At 65.4% G+C, this 20,392-nt stretch carries 16 protein-coding genes and 1 pseudogene; 11 read left to right on the top strand and 6 right to left on the bottom strand.

Features of this window, described 5'->3' with window-relative positions; genetic code table 11:
• Nucleotides 1-39: 39 nt before the first annotated feature.
• Nucleotides 40-854: pseudogene (locus CAG29_RS27120) on the bottom strand (VanW family protein).
• Nucleotides 855-1,085: 231 nt separating this feature from the next.
• Between CAG29_RS27120 and CAG29_RS27115 the strand changes: the two are divergent.
• Entirely contained in the window at nt 1,086-1,907 is an 822-nt protein-coding gene (locus CAG29_RS27115; protein ID WP_085695417.1) for a glycosyltransferase, read from the top strand.
• A 330-nt stretch (nt 1,908-2,237) separates the two neighbouring features.
• Here the strand turns inward: CAG29_RS27115 and CAG29_RS27110 are convergent, their stop codons facing one another.
• The 5 genes from CAG29_RS27110 to CAG29_RS27090 form a co-directional block, all read right to left on the bottom strand.
• Nucleotides 2,238-2,822, bottom strand: a complete 585-nt coding sequence (locus tag CAG29_RS27110; RefSeq protein WP_085695415.1) for a hypothetical protein — start codon at nt 2,820-2,822, stop codon at nt 2,238-2,240.
• Nucleotides 2,823-3,001: 179 nt separating this feature from the next.
• Complete coding sequence (locus CAG29_RS27105) at nt 3,002-4,072, bottom strand: lipocalin-like domain-containing protein (protein ID WP_085695414.1); 1,071 nt, start codon at nt 4,070-4,072, stop codon at nt 3,002-3,004.
• On the bottom strand, nt 4,062-6,533 hold the full coding sequence (locus tag CAG29_RS27100; protein WP_085695413.1) for an FtsX-like permease family protein: 2,472 nt from the start codon (nt 6,531-6,533) through the stop codon (nt 4,062-4,064). Before CAG29_RS27100 ends, CAG29_RS27105 begins: the two co-directional genes overlap by 11 nt.
• Nucleotides 6,530-7,183, bottom strand: a complete 654-nt coding sequence (locus tag CAG29_RS27095) for an ABC transporter ATP-binding protein (RefSeq protein WP_085586753.1) — start codon at nt 7,181-7,183, stop codon at nt 6,530-6,532. Before CAG29_RS27095 ends, CAG29_RS27100 begins: the two co-directional genes overlap by 4 nt.
• A 115-nt stretch (nt 7,184-7,298) precedes the next feature.
• Nucleotides 7,299-8,996 carry a sulfatase-like hydrolase/transferase gene (locus CAG29_RS27090; protein WP_085634004.1) on the bottom strand — a complete coding sequence of 566 codons (1,698 nt, stop codon included), beginning with the start codon at nt 8,994-8,996 and terminating at the stop codon, nt 7,299-7,301.
• Between the two features lie 389 nt (nt 8,997-9,385).
• Here CAG29_RS27090 and CAG29_RS27085 point away from each other — a divergent pair, with 389 nt between their 5' ends.
• The 10 genes from CAG29_RS27085 to CAG29_RS27040 are packed head-to-tail and all read left to right on the top strand — an operon-like array spanning nt 9,386 to nt 20,390.
• Nucleotides 9,386-10,738: a UDP-glucose/GDP-mannose dehydrogenase family protein gene (locus CAG29_RS27085; protein WP_085634003.1), complete on the top strand. Its 1,353-nt coding sequence runs from the start codon at nt 9,386-9,388 to the stop codon at nt 10,736-10,738.
• On the top strand, nt 10,735-11,772 hold the full coding sequence (locus CAG29_RS27080) for an NAD-dependent epimerase (RefSeq protein ID WP_085586750.1): 1,038 nt from the start codon (nt 10,735-10,737) through the stop codon (nt 11,770-11,772). Before CAG29_RS27085 ends, CAG29_RS27080 begins: the two co-directional genes overlap by 4 nt.
• 18 nt (nt 11,773-11,790) lie before the next feature.
• Nucleotides 11,791-12,537, top strand: coding sequence for a sugar transferase (locus tag CAG29_RS27075; RefSeq protein WP_085586749.1), 747 nt, complete (start codon nt 11,791-11,793; stop codon nt 12,535-12,537).
• A complete protein-coding gene (locus tag CAG29_RS27070) occupies nt 12,537-13,184 on the top strand; it encodes a CpsD/CapB family tyrosine-protein kinase (protein ID WP_085586748.1) in 648 nt (215 codons plus the stop codon). The genes CAG29_RS27075 and CAG29_RS27070 overlap by 1 nt, the downstream gene beginning before the upstream one ends.
• Before the next feature lie 21 nt (nt 13,185-13,205).
• Nucleotides 13,206-14,228, top strand: coding sequence for a polysaccharide biosynthesis/export family protein (locus tag CAG29_RS27065; RefSeq protein ID WP_085586747.1), 1,023 nt, complete (start codon nt 13,206-13,208; stop codon nt 14,226-14,228).
• Nucleotides 14,229-14,245: 17 nt separating this feature from the next.
• On the top strand, nt 14,246-15,838 hold the full coding sequence (locus CAG29_RS27060; protein WP_085586746.1) for a Wzz/FepE/Etk N-terminal domain-containing protein: 1,593 nt from the start codon (nt 14,246-14,248) through the stop codon (nt 15,836-15,838).
• Entirely contained in the window at nt 15,835-16,929 is a 1,095-nt protein-coding gene (locus CAG29_RS27055) for a glycosyltransferase family 4 protein (RefSeq protein ID WP_085634001.1), read from the top strand. Before CAG29_RS27060 ends, CAG29_RS27055 begins: the two co-directional genes overlap by 4 nt.
• Nucleotides 16,926-18,296: an O-antigen ligase gene (locus tag CAG29_RS27050; RefSeq protein ID WP_085586744.1), complete on the top strand. Its 1,371-nt coding sequence runs from the start codon at nt 16,926-16,928 to the stop codon at nt 18,294-18,296. The genes CAG29_RS27055 and CAG29_RS27050 overlap by 4 nt, the downstream gene beginning before the upstream one ends.
• The gene (locus CAG29_RS27045) at nt 18,293-19,261 is read left to right on the top strand and encodes a glycosyltransferase family 2 protein (RefSeq protein ID WP_085641151.1); all 969 of its coding nucleotides are present in this window, start codon (nt 18,293-18,295) and stop codon (nt 19,259-19,261) included. The genes CAG29_RS27050 and CAG29_RS27045 overlap by 4 nt, the downstream gene beginning before the upstream one ends.
• On the top strand, nt 19,254-20,390 hold the full coding sequence (locus tag CAG29_RS27040; protein ID WP_085586742.1) for a glycosyltransferase: 1,137 nt from the start codon (nt 19,254-19,256) through the stop codon (nt 20,388-20,390). Before CAG29_RS27045 ends, CAG29_RS27040 begins: the two co-directional genes overlap by 8 nt.
• Nucleotides 20,391-20,392 lie beyond the last annotated feature (2 nt).

Here is a 20,392-nt window from a genome sequence, read left to right as displayed (position 1 = left end):
ACATCGGTCAAATTCCATCAAACAAAACAACAAATGCAGCTAACTCACCTCAAACACCTCCCCCTCCACCGAATACTTCACCACCACCCGATTCCGATAAAGCCTTTCCCTCTCCACCAACACCCCCACCTGCCCTTTCTCCCGCACTTCCCGCCAGATCTCGTTCTCACGAAACACCCGCCCCCCTCGCGCACAAACCGGTGCCCACGCTCGAACACGTGATACCGGTATGCCCGCTCCCGGTCGCACAGCAACTCCCCTTCCAATTGCTGTTCCCCCACGTTCAGCTTCAGCTGAAAGTGCCGGTCCGTGGGGTTGTGCAGCACCAGGTCGATGTAGTTGTAGAAGATGGCGGCGCCGGAGCCGAAGGGCAGGATGCGGCCGTCGTCCGGGAAGGGGTCGAAGCTATGGTTGGCACGTTCAGTGACCACCAGGGGTGAATGGATGGCCATCCAGTGGATCAGGTTGCTGAGTTGGCAGATGCCGCCGCCGACGCCTTGGCGAGCTTCGCCGAAGGACAGTTCCATGCCTTCGACGTAGCCCCGCCGGCGGGTCGGGCGGCCGACCAGGCGGCAGAAGGAGAAGTGTTCGCCGGGGGCGATGACGATGCCGTCGATGGACGCGACCGCCAATCTCAGGTTGATGACTTTGTTGTGTTGCAGGGCCAGGTCCGAGTCGCCGAGTTTGCGGATCAGTTTCGAGGTGTGCTTGAGGTAGCGAAACGGCAGGCGTTCAGCGGTGCGCCGCTGCGCATAGCGGCAGCTGGAGCAGTGCCAGGCGATGTGGCGGAACAGCCGTTTTTGCCACACCCGCAGCCAGTAGAGGACGGGGTGGTAGAGGGACAGTGGTTTCATCCGTGACGCAACGGCGTGGGCCGTTTTCTTCCTTGAGTTGAAATGGGGCGGCGCATCTTAGCGCACCGCCCTGCCCGGCCGCCAAACGCCGTAACATCTGCGGCGCCCGCCGGCGTCGCAAAATTAAGTTTGAACTAAGGTTGCCCCGCTACCTTGCGCTCCAGAAAGCGGCGCCCATGAACGAATCGGCCGTCGCCCGCCCTGCCATTGCCTTTCAAATGGGTCGTCATGATGAGCGCGTTGGATTTGCCCGCCGGACAGCATTCGGATTTCAGCCTTGTACTGGTGAACTACAAGACCCCGGACATCACCCGGATGTGCCTGGAGCTTCTGCGCCAGCACGTCGTTGAACATCGGATTCCGGTGTGGGTGGTCGATAACGACTCCGCGGACGAAAGCCTCGATTACTTGCGTTCACTCGACTGGATCAACTTGATCGAACGCCCTGCCGTGCCGTCTGAACCAGGCCATATCGCCCATGGCAAGGCACTTGATCTTGCCTTGGCGCAAGTGCAGACCGACTATCTGTTCCTGTTGCACACCGACACTTTTGTCTACGACCCCGCCATCTTCCCGTTGATGATGCGCGAGTGCAGCAAGTTGCCGGAGATGGCGGCAGTCGGTTGCGTAGAGCAGATCGACCGCGGTGCGCTCAGGGATGCGTGGCGTTTATCGTCGCGTTACTTCAAGCATTACTTCCGCCGGGCCAAACAACGCATCGGTTTGCCTTCCAGAGAACCCAAGCCCTACCGGGAAACGCACTTGAAGAGTTTCTGCACCTTGTGGAATGCGCGTTTGATCAAAGCCAACGCTTTGCACTTCTCGATGGATGACCGGGTGCCCGGATATACCCTGCAAGACCGCATGGTCGGCTTGGGGTACGGAGTGAAGTTTCTGTCGCCGCGCACGGTCTTCCGCTATCTGGATCATATCCAGGCCGGTACGGTGGCGGCTTCGGGCCGTTACGGCAACGGCCACCGGCGCACCAGGATGTATCATAGCGCGCTCAGTCGGTTTGAGTTGCGACAAGGTTTGGAGACAGCCAAAAGTTGAGGCCAATAAAAAGGGCGACTGTTCAGTCGCCCTTTTTTGTATACAAAATTCCTGACGGTCAATGCCGGTCGAGGTGTTCGCCCAGTGTAATGGCCTGGCAATCCTTGCACCGGTAAAGAGCCCTGACACTGGGCGAACGGGAAGGATTTTAATGGAATTTGGCGGATATGTCGTGCTGATTGAACATGAATTTTATGTACGAAAAAGTTAACGGAGTTCAATCGTCGATATTTACCGGCAAACTTGCCTAACTCACCGGTTGGAACATTTTCATATGACTGTTCTCATACCATTACTTGTACAAGAACAGTCATCTTGTAGAGTCAATACTCAACTTTCATGTTCGGTGGTCACTTTTAATACATCGGTGTAAGTGACCACGACGCTTTGCCCGACTTTGAGGTTTTTAAGTTTGGCCCGGATCTCAGGCTTTTCGACACTGAGGGTTTTCGACTGGCCGGACGGGTTTTCCAGGGTGACCTGATTTTTCGCCAAATCAATTTTGGTGATTTTCAGTTCCACCTGCACCTGCCGGAACGCCTCGCCGCCGGGGTTGGGGGTGCCCGGGGCGTTGCGCAGTTCGCCGGTGCGCTCGGTGGCGCCAGGCAGACCTTTATCCACGTCGGTGTCCAGATAAGCGGCGACGGAATGGGTGACTTCGAGGTTCACCTGATCGCCGACCTTGAGGTTGCCGAGGTTTTTCGCGTTGTCGCTGAGCTGGATGTGGACCTCGCGGCCTTCGGCGCCTTCCAGAACCACCTGATGCTTGGCCGCATCGACCGCCAGCACTTTGGTGGTGACCTGATCGTCTTCGACCGTGGCGGACAGCGGAATGTCGGCGGCGTGTACCGTCAGACCAGCGGTGGACAGGACGGCAGCGAGGGCCATGGCTTGGGTGAGTGCGTGGAGCTTCATAGGCGGTACGTTCCCTGTGATGGATGGCAGCGCCCGGCGTCGGGCGTGGGGTTGAGCATAGACGCTGTCCCTGCCGACGCCATCGCCAGCAGGCGGGCTCCCACAGGTTGCGGGGCGCTCACAGAGGTTGTGTTTAACTCGGACACTGTGGGCGTCGACTTGCCCGCTCTCACATCGCATCAGTACCCGGTCATTTCGAGATAGCCTTGCCCGCCGTGGCTGCCGCTCAGGCGTACCGGGCCTTCCCAGTACGGAATGCGCAGGTTCATCCAGGCGTCGGGGTTGAGGGCGTCGAGGGTGAGGTCGAGGCGCTTGTCGGGAATGGCCACCGTCCAACGCACCGGCATCGCCCGGCCGGCGACCTTCGCTGTGTCTTTGGGGGTCAGGACGATCTGCGCGGCGGACAGCGTCTGCGGCTGGCCGTCGGCGCCGATCCACGTTCCGGTGAGGTACGGCGCGCCGCCCTTCTGGCGCATGCGGTACAGCATCACCTGCTCGCCGCTGTCCAGGTGCAGGGAGAACCAGTCCCAGCCGGTCTGGTCGGCAGTCAGGGGCTGGCTGCTCCATTCGCGGTCGAGCCAGGCCGGGCCGCTGACGGTGTAGCGCTGGCCGTCGATCTGCAGCGTGCCTTCGGCCCGGAAGAACGGCTGGCTGTAGTAGTACGACGCCTGGCCTTGCTCAGACTTGCGGCTATAACCGTGATCGCCCTGCAACACCAACGGACGATCCGTGGTGAGGTGCAACCGGTAGCTGAAGGATTGGTCCTGGGCGCTGAGCTGCAGGTCGTTCAACGCCTCCCCCGCTTGCTCGGCGAAACGCCACTCGTCGATCCACGCTTCGAACGGCGCCAGGCGCACCCCGGCCTGCCCGGTGCCGCCGCGGGCGTAGCGCTCGGCGGCATGGTGGACGTTGGCGGACGTCACCGCCGCATGGCCGAGCCAGATGGTCTGGTTGGCCCAACCCGGCTGCGGCGCAGCGGCGTTCAGGGCGCTGCGGAACAAGGTCCATTGCACGCCGAATTCGTTGCCCTGGCCGTCCTTGAGGTTGGCGGTGACGTACCACCATTCGATGCGAAACCCTTCGTGGGGGCCATGATCCACCGGGAAGCTGAACACTCGCCCCGGCACCACCGGCGTGAACCCCTGCGCCTGGTTGCCAAGGCCAGCGAAGCCCTTTTGCTTCGGCGCGGGCTCGCCGCAGCCGGCGAGCAGCGACACCACGAACAGCAGAACCGCCACCTCAATCCTCATGGGCAAAGGTCCTCAGCAGGTCCGCCGGCTGCGTGCGGTACAACGCGTACAACGGCCACGCCGATGCCAAGAGCGTCGCCAGTAGCGCCAGCCCCGTCAGTTGCAGCAACTGCAGCGGAAACACCCGCAGCGGCAGGCGCCAGCCGAACGCCTGCACGTTGATCACCGCGTCCAGGCACCACGCCAGCCCGATGCCCAGCGGCAACGCCACCAGCAGCGTCAACACCGCCAGCAGCCAGGTCTGGCCGAGGTTGAGCAGCATCAGCCCGCGCCGCGTCACGCCCAGCGCCCACAGCGGTGCGAGCTGGCCGAGGCGGCTCTGGCTCTGGGTCAGCAGGCTGATGAACAGCGCCACCCCGGCCACCGCCAGCGTCAAGCTGTTGAGCGCCGCCGTCGCGGCGAAGGTGCGCTCAAAGACCTGCACCGACCAACCTTTCAGCCGCGCCTGATCGACGATGCGGGAATCGTCGAGCCGGAACCGCGCCTGCAAGGCGTCGAGCAACGCCGGAATCTTCGCCGGATCGATCCGCAGGTTGAAGCGGTTCGGCGTCAGTTGCGGCCAGTTGCGCAGCAAGTGAGCGCTGTTGACCAGCACATGGCCCTTGGGGTTGCCGTAGTCGGCATAGATGCCCACCACCCTCGGCGACCACGGCCCGCCCGACGTCGGGATCGTCAGGCGATCCCCCGGGCGCACCTTGAGGCGGCGGGCCAGCTGCTCGCTGAGCATCACCGCGTCGTCCGCCGCCAGCGATGCCCAGGGATCGTCGCCCCTGGCCTCCAGCAACGGCCAATGCTGGCGGTAGTGCGGATGGTCGATCACGCCGAACACCTCCGTCGGCCAGCCTTGCAGCGTCACCGCCACCTGCCAGTTGGGCAGCACTGCCGTCACCTCCTCTCGCTGGCGCAGCCAACTGTAGAGCTCCCGGGACTGGGCCGGATTGGTCGGGCTCAAGTACAGCTCGGCTGTCAGGCGCTGTTCGAGCCAGTCGTTGAACGTTTGGCGGAACCCGGCGGTCATGCTGCCGGCGCCGATGTTCGCGGCCATGGCCAACAGCAAGGCCATCAGGGCCAGGCTCAGCGCCGGCAACTGCTGCCGGCAATCGGCGACGAACCATTGGCCCAGCACCGAACGGCTGCGCGCGGACAAACCGTTGAGCAGCGCACTGAGCAACACCGGCAGCGCCAACGCGGCACCGAGCAGCAGACCGGCCAGCACCGCGAAGCCGCTGGCCAGGCTGTCGCCCCACAGCAATGCGCCGAGCGCCACCGCCCCCAGCACGAACGCCACCCGGCCCTGACGCCGCAGCCAGCGCGCATGCTGCTGATGCCAGGCCTGGGGATCGGCCACCGCCAGCAACGGCAGGCGCGCCGCCCGCAGCAGGCTGCTGGCCCCGGCCAACAGCGCGCCGAGCAGGCTCAGGCCGATCCCGCTGAGCCACCACCAGGGGCTGAGCCGCAACTGCCCGGCCACTTCCGCCCCGTACAATCCGCGCAGGCTGGCCGCCACATCCGGCAGCAACACACTCGCCAGCCAATAGCCGCTGACCACGCCCAACACCCCGCCCGCCAGCGCCAACGCGCCCAGTTCGATGACCAGGCCGGCGATCAGCAGCCGCGCGCTGACCCCGCAGGCACGCAGGGTGCGCAGCAGCCCACGGCGCTGCTCCAACGCCAGGCCGATGGCGGCATGCACGATGAACAGGCCGACGACGAACGACAGGAACCCCAACGCGTCGAGGTTCAGGTGAAAGCTGTCGGTGAGCCGCGCCAAGTTGTTTTCTTCGCCGCTGCCCTTGAGCTGCAGCAGGCCCTTGAAGCCGGCCGGCAGATCGCCCTGGAAACCGGCGGGCAACCACAGGCGCGTCAGTTGCTCGGGCTGGTCGAGGACGGTTTGCGCGACGCCGATGTCCACCAGCAGCATGCCGGGGGCCATGTCCGACTGGGCTTGCAGCGGCGGCAAGGCCCGACCGTTCTCGGCCTGGGGCGTGTCGCCTTCTTGCAGGTTCAGCGCGTGCAGGGTTTCAGGCGCGATCCAGGTGCTTCCCGGCGGGCTGAAGAATCCGACGATGCGCTCGATCGGCATCGCCTGCCCCGCCACGGCGCTGTCCGCCGGCAACGACACCGGCTCGATGCCCATCAATTGCAGGCGCTGGCTGTCGTGGCCCTTGAGGATCAGCCTGCCTTGCAGCACCGGCGACACCGGCCAGCCCTGGCGGCGCAGGTCGACGAACCATTGCTGCGGGAACGGCGCGCCGTTCGGCGAGACAAGGCTGGCCTGGGGTTCGCCGCCGATCAGTCGGCTGGCGCGGGCGTAGCTGTCGCGGGCCTGGCTGTTGAGCGCTTCGACGCCGGTCAGCAGCCCGGTGGCCAGCCACAGGCCGGTCAACACACTGAAGAACTGCACCGGGTGGCGCCGCCAATGGCTGAGCAGCGCGGCCAGCGTGTACCGCAGCACCGTCACGTCAAGCGACCGTTGGACAGCACCGCCCGTTCGGCCAGCCGGGCCGCCACGCGTGAGCTGTGGGTGACCATCAGCAAGGTGGTGGGGGTGTCGTCGAGCAGTTCCAGCAGCAGGCGCAGCACCTCGTCGCTGGTGGTTTCGTCGAGGCTGCCGGTGGGCTCGTCGGCCAGCAGCAGGGTCGGCTGCGCCGCCAGCGCCCGGCCCAACGCCACCCGCTGCTGCTGGCCGCCGGACAGTTGCTCCGGATAGCGCTGCAGCAGCCCGCCCAGGCCCAGGCGTTGTACCAAGTGATTCTGCCAGCGCGGGTCATGCCGCCCGGCCAGCCGCGCCTGGAACGCCAGGTTGTCTTCGATCCGCAGGCTGCCGATCAGGTTGTACTGCTGAAACACCAGGCCGATTTCCGTGCGCCGCCAGCGGGCCAGCTGTGCCTCGTTCATCTCGTCGAGCCGGTGGCCGCCGCTGCGGATGCGGCCGCGATCGACCTTGTCGAGCCCAGCGATCAGGTGCAGCAACGTGCTTTTGCCGCTGCCGGACTCGCCCATCAGCGCCAGGCTGGTGCCGGGCCTGAGCGACAGGTCGACGCCTTGCAGCACGGGCAACAGGCCCTGGGGCGTGGGATAACTTTTGAAGACGTCTTGAACTTCGAGCATGCCGGCATCCGGGCGGTCCGTGTGGGGCAAGGATAGCGGATCTGCATCCGGCGGCGACCGGGCCGGCCTCATCGCCAGCCTGCTGGCGATAGGGCTGACACAGCCCCAAAGGCCCCTACTGCCCCGCCGCCACGCTGGTGCCCGCCTCCCCCGGCGTCACGATGCTGCCCAGGTCGATGTGCTTCCACTCGGGCTTGGCCCCCAGCCGCGCGTTGAAGCGGTAATTGAAGGTGAAGTCATCCGCTGTCGGCACGCTCAGCGGCTTGCCGTAAACCGCTTCGATGCCCGCCAGGTCGTAGCCCATCAACTGCAGCAGCGTCGGGAAAATGTTGTAGTGGCTGGAACGGTCCTTGTTCGCCGCCAGTTGGGCCGGCCAGTCCAGGGTCTGCAGGCGCTCGCCCTGGATCACCACCAGCGGCACCAACCCTTCTTCCTCCACCGGGTCGCCGCCGCAATGGGTGTTGAGGCCGGGGTTGCCGCGCTCGTGCAGGTCCTGGCCGTGGTCGGAGGTGTAGATCAGCACCGCGTTGTTCAGGTCGGCCTGGGCGAACACCCGCGAAAAGAACTCGCCGACATTCCACAGCACGGTGTTCTTGTAGGCGTTGCGGTACAGCGCCCAGTCGTCCGGCTGGCCGTTGAAGCCGTCGCGTTTGCCGGTGTCGGCGATGTCGGTGAACTGGCCCCGCGGCAACGCCGGACGGTAGGCCATGAACGCATCGGGGTATTTGTCGTGCACTGGGAAGTGCGCGCCGACCTTGTTGATCACCACCAATTGCGGCGTGCCGTCGTTGAGCAGTTCGACCAGTTTGGCGGCCGCCGCCATGTCGCGGTCGCGCACGCTGGTCTGGTCGAACTGGACGAATTCGTCGATGTCCTTTTTCTCGGCGCCGTCCATCAGGTTCTGCAGGTTGCCGCCGGTGCGCTGGGCGTCGATGTACACCGTGCGCAACCCCGCGCCTTTGGCGTACTGCCAGATCGACGGCAGGGTGCTGTTGATCCGCCGGTAGTCGGCGCGGGTGCCGCCGTAGCGCAGGGTGACGTTGGTGTCGGCGCTGCAGTTGGCGATGGACGCGGCGTAGCCGTAGTTGAAGACCGCGACGCCGGGATGCGCCTCCTTGAGATTGCTGTGCACGCCGAACGGCGCGTTGATGTCCAGGTAGTTGCCGGAAATGCTCTCGTCGATGATCAGCACGATGTCGTGGCCGACCGCCGCCCCATTGCGCGCCAAAGACACCGGCTCCCGCGGACCGACCGTGTTGTGCAGCGCCTCGTAGGCGAACAGGTTGAGGTAGGCCAACGGCGTGTACATCACCGGCAGCCCCCGGGCGCCCTCCCCGGCACGCACGAACAGCACGGCGCTGAGCAGCATCACCCCGCACAGCGGCGCCGCCACCCGCAACGCATTCGGCAGCGGGAACGGACGCCGTGGCTTGAGGCCGATGCCGAGCAACAGCGGCACGCCGTTCAGCAGGCCGTGCACGATCGCATCCCGGTACTGGTACGCCGCTTCCTGGATGAAGCCGCCGGAGTACACCAGCGACACGAAACCGCTGTAGGTCAGGTAGTCGGCGGTCACCCGCATGTACACATCGAAGAACACCGCCGAGATGAACATCGCCAATGCGAACAAATGGCGAATGAAAGACTGACGTATATAGGCCGTAAGTAGTAATGCGAAAGTAAGCGCCAAAAACATAACGCCAAAAAGAACTACCGCAAAACCGACCCCGATAGCATTTAACCGATCCAGGTAATAATCGGAATAAAGCAGCAGATAGATAATTAAAAGCAGTTCTTTCAAATATCTGAACATGGCATTTCCGGGGGATATCGGCGGGCACCGGTCAATAGTTTGTCGGTCAATTTCTGACACTAGCAGCAGGCCATCAAAGCGCAAGAAGTGCCGGACTTTTGCTCAAAGCGTCAAAAAAACATTGACTCAAAACTGACACACCCAAGTCGTTACAGGCCTTGAATTTTGTGGCCTACGACCGTTTATCGTTTTCTTTGAAATGTGAAAAACATGTCAAGGACGGGACAAACCCAGATACAGCAAGTACTTGATGGCCTTTAGCCCCCAAAACTGGGGGTGTTATACACGTGCAACATGTCATTTTGCTGACATGCTTTTCCAACGCTGCGCTATACCCCTTTTGACAGTTCCAATTCGATCTTCCCCAGCGTCTTGCGAGGCACGCCAATATGGACGTGAGCGTATTCGGTACGGGCTATGTCGGCCTGATTCAAGCAGCGGCATTGGCCGATGTCGGACATCGAGTTTTGTGCATCGATATTGACCCGAACAAAATTAAACAACTTCAACAGGCGGTGCCGCCCATCAGCGAACCGGGCCTGTCGGCGACCCTGGAAGAGAACATCAAGGGCGGTCGCCTGTTGTTCAGCACCCAGGCCAGCGATGCGGTGGAACATGCCGAACTGATCTTCATCGCCGTCGGCACCCCGGCCGACGAAGACGGCTCCGCCGACCTCAGCCATGTGCTCAATGTGGCACGGCAGATCGCCGGTGTGATGGAGGCCGACCGCACGCTGATCATCAAGTCCACGGTGCCGGTCGGCACGGCGGATCAGGTGGCGGCCACCGCCGCCGAAGAGCTGCAGCGGCGCGGCAAGGGCAGCCTCAAGGTGCGGATGGTGTCCAACCCCGAGTTCCTCAAGGAAGGCAGCGCCCTGGCCGACTGCATGCGCCCGGACCGGATCATCATCGGCACCCGCGACGCCCAGGCCCGCGAGCAGATGAGCGAGCTGTACGCACCGTTCTGCCGCAACCACGAAAAACTGATGTTCATGGACAACCGCAGCGCCGAGCTGACCAAGTACGCGGCCAACGCGATGCTCGCCACCCGCATCAGCTTCATGAACGAACTCGCCAACCTCACCGAACGGCTGGGCGCCGACATCGAAGCGGTGCGCAAGGGCATCGGCTCCGACCCGCGCATCGGCTACCACTTCATCTACCCCGGCTGCGGCTTCGGCGGCTCGTGCTTTCCCAAGGACCTGCGCGCCCTGCTGCACACCGCCGAGCACAACGGCATGCCGCTCAAACTGCTGCGCAGCGTCACCGACGTCAACGACCGCCAGCGGCACATCCTGTTCAGCAAGCTCAAGGCGCAGTTCCCCGAAGGCCTGGCCGGCAAGTCCGTCGCCATCTGGGGCCTGGCGTTCAAGCCCAACACCGACGACATGCGCGAAGCGCCCAGCCGCTACCTGATGGAAGCGCTGTGGGCCGAAGGCGCCAGCGTGCAGGCCTACGACCCGGAAGCCATGGCCGAGTGCCGGCGCATTTACGGTTTCCGCGACGACCTGCACCTGTGCGCCACCCGCGACGACACCCTGGAAGACGCCGATGCCCTGGTGATCTGCACCGAGTGGAAAAACTTTCGCGTGGTGGACTTCGACCTGCTGGCCGAAAAGCTGCGGGCGAAAGTCATCGTCGACGGCCGCAACCTCTACAACCCCGAACACGTGGCGGCGGCCGGCCTGCACTACAGCGGCATCGGCCTGCGCCACATCGCCCCCGAAGGGTTGCAGCCATGAAGGTCCTGGTCACCGGCGCGGCCGGTTTCATCGGAGCCCACTGCGTGCTGCGGCTGATCCGCGACGGGCACGACGTGCTCGGCCTGGACAACTTCAACGGCTACTACGACCCGCAGCTCAAGCACGACCGCGTGCGCTGGGTGCGCCACGAGGCCGGGGATTTTCCCCTGGTGACGACTGACCTGGCCGACGCTCCGGCCATCGAAGCGCTGTTCGCCCGCGAACGGCCGCAGGTGGTGGTGCACCTCGCTGCGCAGGCCGGGGTGCGCTACTCGCTGGAGAACCCGCGGGCGTACCTGGACAGCAACCTGGAAGGTTTCCTGAACATTCTGGAAAGCTGCCGGCGCCACCCGGTCGAGCACCTGATCTACGCCTCCTCCAGCTCGGTGTACGGCGCCAACCAGCACACGCCCTACTCGGTGCAGGACGGCGTCAACCACCCGCTGTCGCTGTACGCCGCCACCAAGAAGGCCAACGAACTGATGGCCCACAGCTACAGCCACCTGTTCGGCATCGCCTGCACCGGTCTGCGCTTTTTCACCGTTTACGGTCCCTGGGGCCGGCCGGACATGTCGCCGATCCAGTTCGCCCGGGCGATCAGCGAAGGGCTGCCGCTGAAGCTGTTCAACTACGGCCGGCACCAGCGCGACTTCACCTACATCGACGACATCGTCGAGAGCATCGCCCGCCTGATCGACCGCGCGCCCCACGCCAACGGCGCCTGGGACCGCGAGCAACCCGACCCCGCCAGCAGCATGGCGCCCTGGCGCCTGTTCAACATCGGCGGCCAGCACCCGGTGGAGCTCAAGACCTACCTGGCGCTGCTGGAGAAGCATCTCGGCCAGAAGGCCGTGGTCGAGCTCCTGCCCCTGCAACCGGGCGACGTGCTCAACACCTGCGCCGAGGCCAGCGACCTGGCCCGGGCCACCGGGTTCCAGCCCCGGATAGAGCTGGATGAGGGACTGGGGCGCTTCATCGCCTGGTTCCGCGAGTACTACCCCACAGCCTATCGCCCACGCGCCGCGCGCGGCTGATCATCCGCGGAGGAATCCATGACTGGACATGAGAAAGGTGTGCCGATCCAACAGCTCTACCGCGACAAGCGCATGGATCCGGAACAGCGAATGCGCCTTGACAGCGCGATCCACCGCCAGGGGCGCGGCTGGGTCACCGGCCGCGAGGGCGGACGGCCCTGGACGCTGTCGCGCACCAACCGCGTGGTCGCCTGCCTCGGCGCCCTGGTCATCCTGCTGCTGATTTCCCCGCTGCTGCTGGGCCTGGCCCTGACCATCAAACTCACCAGCCCAGGGCCTGTGATGTTCGTGCAGAAGCGCACCGGCTACCGCGGCCGCAAGTTCGGCATGTACAAGTTCCGCACCATGGTGGCCAACGCCGAAGAGCTCAAGGAGTCGCTGCGCCACCTGAACAAGCACGGCGCCGACGCCATCGACTTCAAGATCGACAAGGATCCGCGCATCACCGGCATCGGCGGCTTCCTGCGCCGCAGCAGCCTCGACGAGCTGCCCAACCTGTTCAACGTGGTGACCGGCGACATGCGCCTGGTCGGCCCCCGTCCGACCTCCTTCAACGCCTACCGCTACAAGGACAGCCACCTGGCGCGCCTGAGCATCTACCCCGGCATGACCGGCCTGTGGCAGATATCCGGGCGCAGCGACGTCGACTTCGACCAACGTGTGGAGATGGATCTGAGCTACATCGCCGAGCAGAGCCTTTTGCTTGACCTGAAGATCCTGGTGAAAACCCCCTTCAAAGTATTCAGCGGCCACGGAGCAAGCTAATGGACGGTTCAACCAACAAAAGCCTGAGCATTGCCAGCCCCAGCGAGTCGAACCTGACCTCGACCGTGCTGGACCTGGATCTGCGGATCCTGTTCCTGACCGCCGCCAACCCCGGTGCGGGCACCACCACCAGCGCCCTGGCGCTGGCCAGCCAACTGGCGCAGATGAGCAGCGGCCTGGTGCTGCTGGTGGACGCCAGCCAGTCGGCGACCAATCTCACCCAGCAACTGAACCTGGGCAAGGAGCGCGGCCTGCGCGAACTGCTGTTCAACGAAGAGAACCCGCCGCTGCTGCAGGACTGCGTGGTGCAGGTGTCGAGCCTGCCGTTCCACGTCCTGCCCAACGGCCGGCCGATCCGCACCATGGAGCGCCTGACCCCCGAGCGCCTCGGCCCGCTGCTCGATCAGCTGGGCAGCCAGTACCGCTTCGTGGTGATCGACGGCGACGCGGTGTACTCGGCCGCCGACACCCTGGTGCTGGGCACCCAGGCCGACGGCGTGGTGTTTGTGGTGCGGGCCGAAGACACCCGCTGGGAAGTGGCCCAGGCCGCCGTGCAGCGGCTGACCCAGGCCGGGGCGAAAGTGGTCGGCAGCGTGTTCAACCGCCGCAAGTACTACATGCCCAAATGGCTGTACAAAAACCTGTGAGCCACTGCGAGGGATGACGCCATGAACGCAAAAATGCTTGTGCTGCTGTTGCTCCCGCTCGCCGGCTGCTCCAGCACCTCCGACACCCTGACCATGCCGGTGAACATCCTCACCGCGCCGCCGGCCAACGCCCAGGCCACCGACATGCCCAAGGTCGAGCAGACCCTGCGCCCGCAAGATGTGCTGGACGTGATCTTCCACATCAGCACCAGCGGCTCGGACGCCTACCGCATCCAGTCCGGTGACCAGATCGGCCTGAACTTCACCGCCGCCAGCCAGCTCAACGGCAACCAACTGGTGCTGCCCGACGGCACCATCGAACTGCCGGGCGCCAACACCCAGGTGAAAATCGCCGGCCTGACCAGCGACGAGGCCCGCCAGGAAATCCAGCGCGCCTACAACCGCAAGGCGCTGTTCCAGCCCAACCGCAACCAGTTGACGGTGCAGGTCATCAGCCCGCTGACCAACGAGCAGAACCTCAAGAGCGCCCTCAACCACCCGGCCACCGGCATGAGCCGCGAGATCACCGTGGGCACCGACGGCTACGCCAGCTTCCCGGAGATCGGCGCCGTGCCGCTGCAAGGCATGACCGTCAACCAACTGGAGACCTTCCTCAACCAGAAGTACGCGCAACTGCCGGGCCGGATGACCGTGGACGTGCTGCTCAAGTCCACCGCCGGCAACGAGATCTACGTGCTGGGCGAAGTCGGCCAGCCGGGTTCCTACCCGATCCGCCGGCCGGTCTCGGTGCTTGAGGCCCTGACCCTGGCCCGCGGCACCAACGTCAAGGCGCGCCTGGACTCGGTGATGATCATGCGCCGCAACGGCAACCAGGTGCAGGCCGTGCGCTACGACGTCGAGAAGGCGCTGGCCGGCGACGCGTCGCAGATCGCCTACCTGCAGCCCGACGACATGCTCTACGTGCCCAAGACCAAACTGGCCAGCGCCGGCGAACTCGCCCGGCAACTGGCCGACGTGGTGCTGTTCCAGGGCGTGGGGTTCAGCTTCGGCTACCGCGTCGACAACAAAAACAGCAACAACTGACCCTCGGGTGACCGGCCATGAATCCAAAGGAAAACTACCTGCATGAGTTCTTCAGGATCTTCTTCGCCAACAAGCGGCTGGTGAAGCGTGTCTTCCTGATCTTCGCGGTGATCGCCCTGGCGCTGCCCCTGGTGCTCAAACAGAGTTTCGACATCACGGCCCAAGTGATCGTGCAGTCCAAGAAGCTCTCCCAGGGCGACGCCTCCACATCGCTGACCGTGGACAACGCCACGTTCATTCCGCCGTCGCTGGCGGACATGGAGACCGAGAGCAACATCCTGCGCTCCCCGGCGCTGATCCGTCAGACCATCGGCGAACTGCGGGACAAGGGCGAGTACACCCCGTCGCCGGGGATGTTCAACCGCCTGGTGAGCGAGCCGTTCAAGCGCTACGTCAGCTCGCCGCTGCGCGAACATGTGATCAACCCGCTGCGCGGCCTGCTCGGGCTTGAGACCGATCCGGTGCGCGACACCGCGCTCGACGCGCTCACCCAGCAAGCCATCGACAGCCTGAAGATCGAGACCCTGCCCGGCTCCAACGTGATCTCGGTCATCTACAGCTTCCCGGATCCGCACCAAGGCACGACCTTCGTCGCCGCCCTGCTGCAGAACTATCTGGTCAGCCGTCAGGCCTTGCAGTCGATCGACCTGCCGCAATCGTTCTACGAGTCCAAGAAGCACCTGTACCAGGTGCGCCTGGACGGCCTCGAAGGCACCCGCCAGGCGTTGCTGGAAAGCGTCGGCTCGTCGGATCCGAAGGAGGAAATCACCTTCCGCCTCAACGCGATCAACACCGAAGAGCAAGCGCTGAACCTGTACCAGGATCGCCTGCTGCAAAGCCAGCGCTGGCTCGAATACCTCAAGACCGCCCTGGCCGCCGCCAGCAGCAACAAGCTGGATGACTACTCGTTCCCCTACACCTTCACCACCACCGTGGACAACGTGGCGTTCGAGGACCGCGAGATCAAACAGCTGGGCGAGCAACTGACCACCCAGGTCAGCCGCTACATGAACGACCTGGCGGTGTTCCGCCCCGGCAGCGAACCGATGCTGCTGACCCGCGAGCAGATCGCCCGCACCCGTGCGCAGTTCCTCAAGATCGTCAGCAACCGCATCCAGGAGCGCACCAACGACCTGGCGGTGGTCACTCAGGTCATCAATCAGAAGACCGAGCGCATCGCCCAGTTCAAGGAACGCATCCGCCAGTTGCAGCAGACCCAGAGCAAGCTGCGCCAGATGGACACCGAGATCGACGCGCTGCACGCTGCGTTCTCGACCTACGCCCAGCGCTTCGCCGAAAGCAGCACCACCCGCTCGCTCAACGACGACCTGTCCAACGCCCGGGTGCTCAGCCCGCCGTTCGAGCCGACCGAGCCGGCCTTCCCCAAGCCGCTGCTGATCATTCCGTTCGGCCTGTTCACCGGCCTGCTGCTGGCGATCGCCCTGGTCTATGTGCGTGAGTTCTTCGACCACCGCTTCAAGCACCCTGCACAGATCAGCCACGAACTGGGCGTGCCGGTGCTGCTGGTGATCAACGACCAGAACGCGCTGCCGGGCAACCCGCACAAGAACTGGACCGTGCCGAGCTTCCTGCATTGGGTGCGCAATTGAACGCGCCGTCCTCAGCCAACACCGCCCTGCCGATCATTCACTTGCTCAGCAGCGGCGGGTTCTACGGCGCCGAGCGGATGCTGCTCGACCACTGCGTGGCCACGCCGGGTCGGCATCAGGTGATGTTCCTCGACGCGCCGCCGGAGCTGATCACGCGCTTTCGCCAGGCCGGGGTCGATGCGCAGGGCTGCGCGGGTTTCACCGCCCTGCTGCGGCACCTGCGCCAGCGGCGCGGCGAATACCCGCTGATCAACACCCACAACTTCAAGGGGCTGCTGTTCGGCTGGCTCGCCGCGACCCTGCTGCGCCTGCCGCTGGTGATCACCCAGCACGGCTTCACCCCGCGCAGCCGCAAGCAGAAGTTCTACACCTGGCTGAGCCTGCAGCTGTGCCGCACCGCCTCGGTGAACCGGGTGGTGTGCGTGGCCGAAAGCATCGCGGCCCTGCACCGTCAGGCCAGCGTGCGCGCCGAGAAGCTGCAGGTGATCCCCAACGGCCTGCCGGCGGCAGAGGCCGCCGGCAAGGCACGGGCCGGCCGCCAGCGCCAGCTCGCCGGCTACGTGGGTCGGTTGAGCAGCGAGAAAGGCCCGGACCTGTTCCTCGACGCGCTGATCCCGCTGTGCCTGCAGCACCCGCAGCTCGACGCGGTGATGCTCGGCGAAGGCCCGGAACGTGAGGCGCTGCAAGCGCGGATCGACGCCGCCGGCCTGCACCAGCGCATCCGTCTGCCGGGCTATCAGACCGACATGCGCCGCTGGTGGCGGCTGCTCGACGCGCTGGTGATCAGCTCACGCACCGAAGGCACGCCGATGATCCTGCTGGAGGCGATGCAGAGCGGCGTGCCGGTGGTGGCGTTCGGCGTCGGCGGGATCCCCGATGTGCTGGAGCACCGGCACAACGGCCTGATGGCGGCCCCCACCGACACCGCCGCCCTCGCCCGCCAGCTCGACAGCCTGCTGACCGACCCGGTGCTGGCCCGGCAGCTGCGCGACAACGCACGGCGCACGCAACAGGACCGCTACGACCTCAAGGCCCTGGCCGAACGCTGGTCGCAGCTGTACATCCGCACGGCACGGGAGGCACGCGCATGATTGTCCCGCTCTCGATCGTCAGTCTGCTCGGCCTGGTCTGCGTCGCCCTGCTGGCCAGCCCTTATCCGTACCTGGCGCCGGGCGCGGTGCTCGGCCTGGTGGGCGTGGCGGTGCTGTACCGCAAGCCGGCCTGGGGCCTGCTCGGCATCGCCGCGCTGGTGCCGTTCGAGGGTTTCTTCAAGGACAGTTCGCTGTCGGGCAGCAAGCTGCTCGGCGCTTCGCTGGCGCTGATCCTGATGCTGCAACTGGCGCTGCACCAGCTGCCGTCCGAGCGTCTGCGCAGCAATGTCTGGCGGTTCCTGATCGGCTTCATGGCCCTGTACCTGCTGAGCCTGCTCGACACCGACGACATGGGCATGTCCCTGGGGCACCTGCGCGAGCTGAGCGTCGGCCTGATCCTGTTCGTCATCACCCTGCTGATCGGCCGCGAGCTGAACCTGGACCTGTTCGCCCGACTGGTGACCCTGAGCGTCAGCGCCACGTGCGCCATGGCGATGTTCTCCACCAAGTTCCAGGACCAGGGCCGCGCCGCCGGCCTGCTCGAAGACCCCAACGCTTTCGCCCTGCTGATCGCGTTCGCCGTGCCCTTGGGCCTGCTGCTGGTGATCCGCAGCCCGAACCTGCTGCACCGGCTGTTCTGGGGCGGTTGCTGCCTGCTGTTGCTGGGCGGCATGACCAAGACCGAATCCCGTTCCGGGCTGGTGGTGCTGGCCCTGAGTCTGGTGATCGGCTGCTGGCATTACCGTGCGCAGCTGTCGCGCATCCGCCCGCGTCACCTGGGCTTCGCCATGCTCGGCGCGGCCATCGTGATTCCGCTGGCGATCTACGCGATGCCCGCCGGCTACCTGGCGCGCATCCAGTCCTTGAGCGTGCTCAGCGCCGGGGCCCGCGGCCACGACGACGAATCCCTGGGCCGGCGCGCCTCGTACATAGTGGTCGGCGGCCAGATGATCCGCGAGAACCCTTTGCTCGGCTCCGGCCCCGGCACGTTCCCGCTGCACTACGCCACCACCGGCTACGCCAAGGCGTTTTCCGCCAACCGCAAGATCGGCGACCTCTACCGCCGTGCGCACAACACTTACCTTGAGATCTTCAGTGAACTGGGGATCCCGGCGGGCCTGCTGTTCGTCGGCATGCTTGCCCAGGGCCTGTACAACCTGATCCGCGCGCGGCGGGCGTGGATGCAGCGGCGCGACTGGGAGCAGGCTGACCTGATGACCCACCTGGGGATGAGCTTCCTGTCGCTGACCCTGTTCCTGATGTTCCTCAGCGCACCGAACCAGAAGTACGTGTGGATCATGCTGGCGCTCGCCAGCGTCCTGCGCCTGAAAGCCGAACAGGCGCCGCCGAGGGAGGCCCGCCCATGACCCGGATCAGCATCGTCATTCCCATGTTCAACGAGGCGCGGCACATCGGCCGCACGCTGCTGGCGGCACAGAAGGCCGCGCAGGCGGCCGGCGTCGAGTGCGAGCTGATCGTGGTCGACAATGGCTCCACCGATGACGGCCCGCAGATCGCCCGGCGGTTCGGCGCCCAGGTGCTGGTGCTGCCGGGGCTGATGATCGGCGCCCTGCGCAACCGCGGCACCGCCCGCGCCACCGGCGAATGGCTGGCGTTCATCGACGCCGACATCGAAATGCCCGAAGACTGGCTCGGCCCGCTGTTCGCCACCGAAGCCGTGGGCACCGCCGACGTGTTCGGGCTGGACCTGCACACGCCCGCCGCCGCGCCGTGGTACGCCGTGGCCTGGCAGCGCCGCACCCTGCGCCCGCAGACCCACATCGCCCATGCCGTGGACTGGCTGCCCAGCGCCAACCTGCTGATGCGCCGGCGCTGGTTCGACAAGGTCGGCGGGTTCGACGAGAACCTGCGCACCGGCGAAGACAAGGAATTCACCCTGCGCCTGAACGAACAAGGTGCGCGGCTGCTGTCGGTCAACGAAAGCGTGGCCCTGCACTGGGGCTACGAAATGAACTGGCGCGAGTGGATGGGCAAGGAAATGTGGCGCCAGGGCAGCCACCTGCAATTGCTGCGCACCCACGGCATGAGCCTGCGCCTGCTGCGCTTCCCGTTGCTGTCGCTGGTCGCGTGGCTGCTGGATCTGTTGGCGGTGTCCGCCCTGCTCAACGGCTTTCCCCATCACGCGGCGATCATGGTGATGCTGACCACCCTGCCGGCGCTGGCGCTCAGCGTGCGCCAGAGCAGCCGCCACCGCCACATCGGCCTGACCCTGCAACTGTGGGGGCTGCACTGGGTGCGCCTGCACCTGGCCGGGGCCGCGTTCATTCTCAGTCTGTGTCATTGGACCGCCAGGAGGCCTGCCCGTGGCTGAATTCATTTTCTGGACTTGCCTGCTGCTGCCGGTGTACGCCTACCTCGGCTATCCGCTGCTGCTGACCCTGCTCGCGCCGCTGTTCCCGGCCTGGCGCCACACCCCGGCGCCGCCGCTGAACGTCAGCGTGGTGATCGCCGCCCACAACGAGGCGCGGCACATCGAGCACAAGCTGCGCACCCTGCTGGCCCAGGACTACCGACCGGCCACGCTGCAGATCATCCTGGCCAGCGACGGCTCCACCGACGACACCGTGGCCCGCGCCCGTACGGTCGACGACCCGCGCATCACCGTGCTCGACCTGCCGCGCCAGGGCAAGGCCGCCACCCTCAACGCCGGCGTGGCGCAGAGCAGCGGCGACATCCTGGTGTTCACCGACGCCGACAACCAATGGTCGCTCGACACCCTCGGCCACCTGCTCGCGCCGCTGAACGACCCGCAGGTCGGCGCCTGCGCGGGGCACATGGTGATTCCGGTCACCGGCGGCGGCCTGAGCGTCGGCGACAGCCTCTACCGGCATTACGAAGGCTGGCTGCGCCGGGTCGAGAACCGCACCGGCTGCATGGTCTCGGCCGACGGCGCGCTGCTGGCCCTGCGCCGCGAGCTGTTTGAGAACGTGCCGGCGGAGGTCAACGACGACTTCTTCCTCAGCACCTGCGCACCGGCGAAGTTCAAGCGCATCGTCTACGTGCCCGAGGCCCAGGTGATCGACCACGGCGTGGACGATGCGGACAAACAGTTCCGCCGCCGCCAGCGCGTCACCGTCGGCGGCCTGCAGAGCCTGGCCCAGCGCCGCGAGCTGCTCAACCCGCTCAAGCACGGCCTGTACGCGCTGGCCCTGATCAGCCACAAGCTGATCCGCCGCCTGGCGCCGGTCCTGCTGCTGCCGTTGCTGCTGAGCAATTTCTGGCTGTGGGACGACCACGGTTTCTATCGCCTGAGCCTGCTGGCGCAGCTGCTCGGCTATGCCGCCGCTGTCGCCGGCCTGCTGGATTCGCAACACCGCCTCCCCAAACCGTTCCGCCTCGCGGCGTTCCTGCTGGTGACCCTGGCAGGCATGAGCATCGGCCTGTGGCAGTTCTTGCGCGGCCAACGCTACGCCCAGTGGAACCCTGAACAAAACCGATAAGA

The organism is Pseudomonas sp. B7(2017), from assembly GCF_002112745.1.
In the GTDB taxonomy this organism is placed as follows: Bacteria; Pseudomonadota; Gammaproteobacteria; order Pseudomonadales; family Pseudomonadaceae; genus Aquipseudomonas; species Aquipseudomonas ekonensis.
The sequence above is the reverse complement of the archived record's forward strand: the minus strand, read 5'-3'. Positions and strand labels throughout refer to the sequence as shown.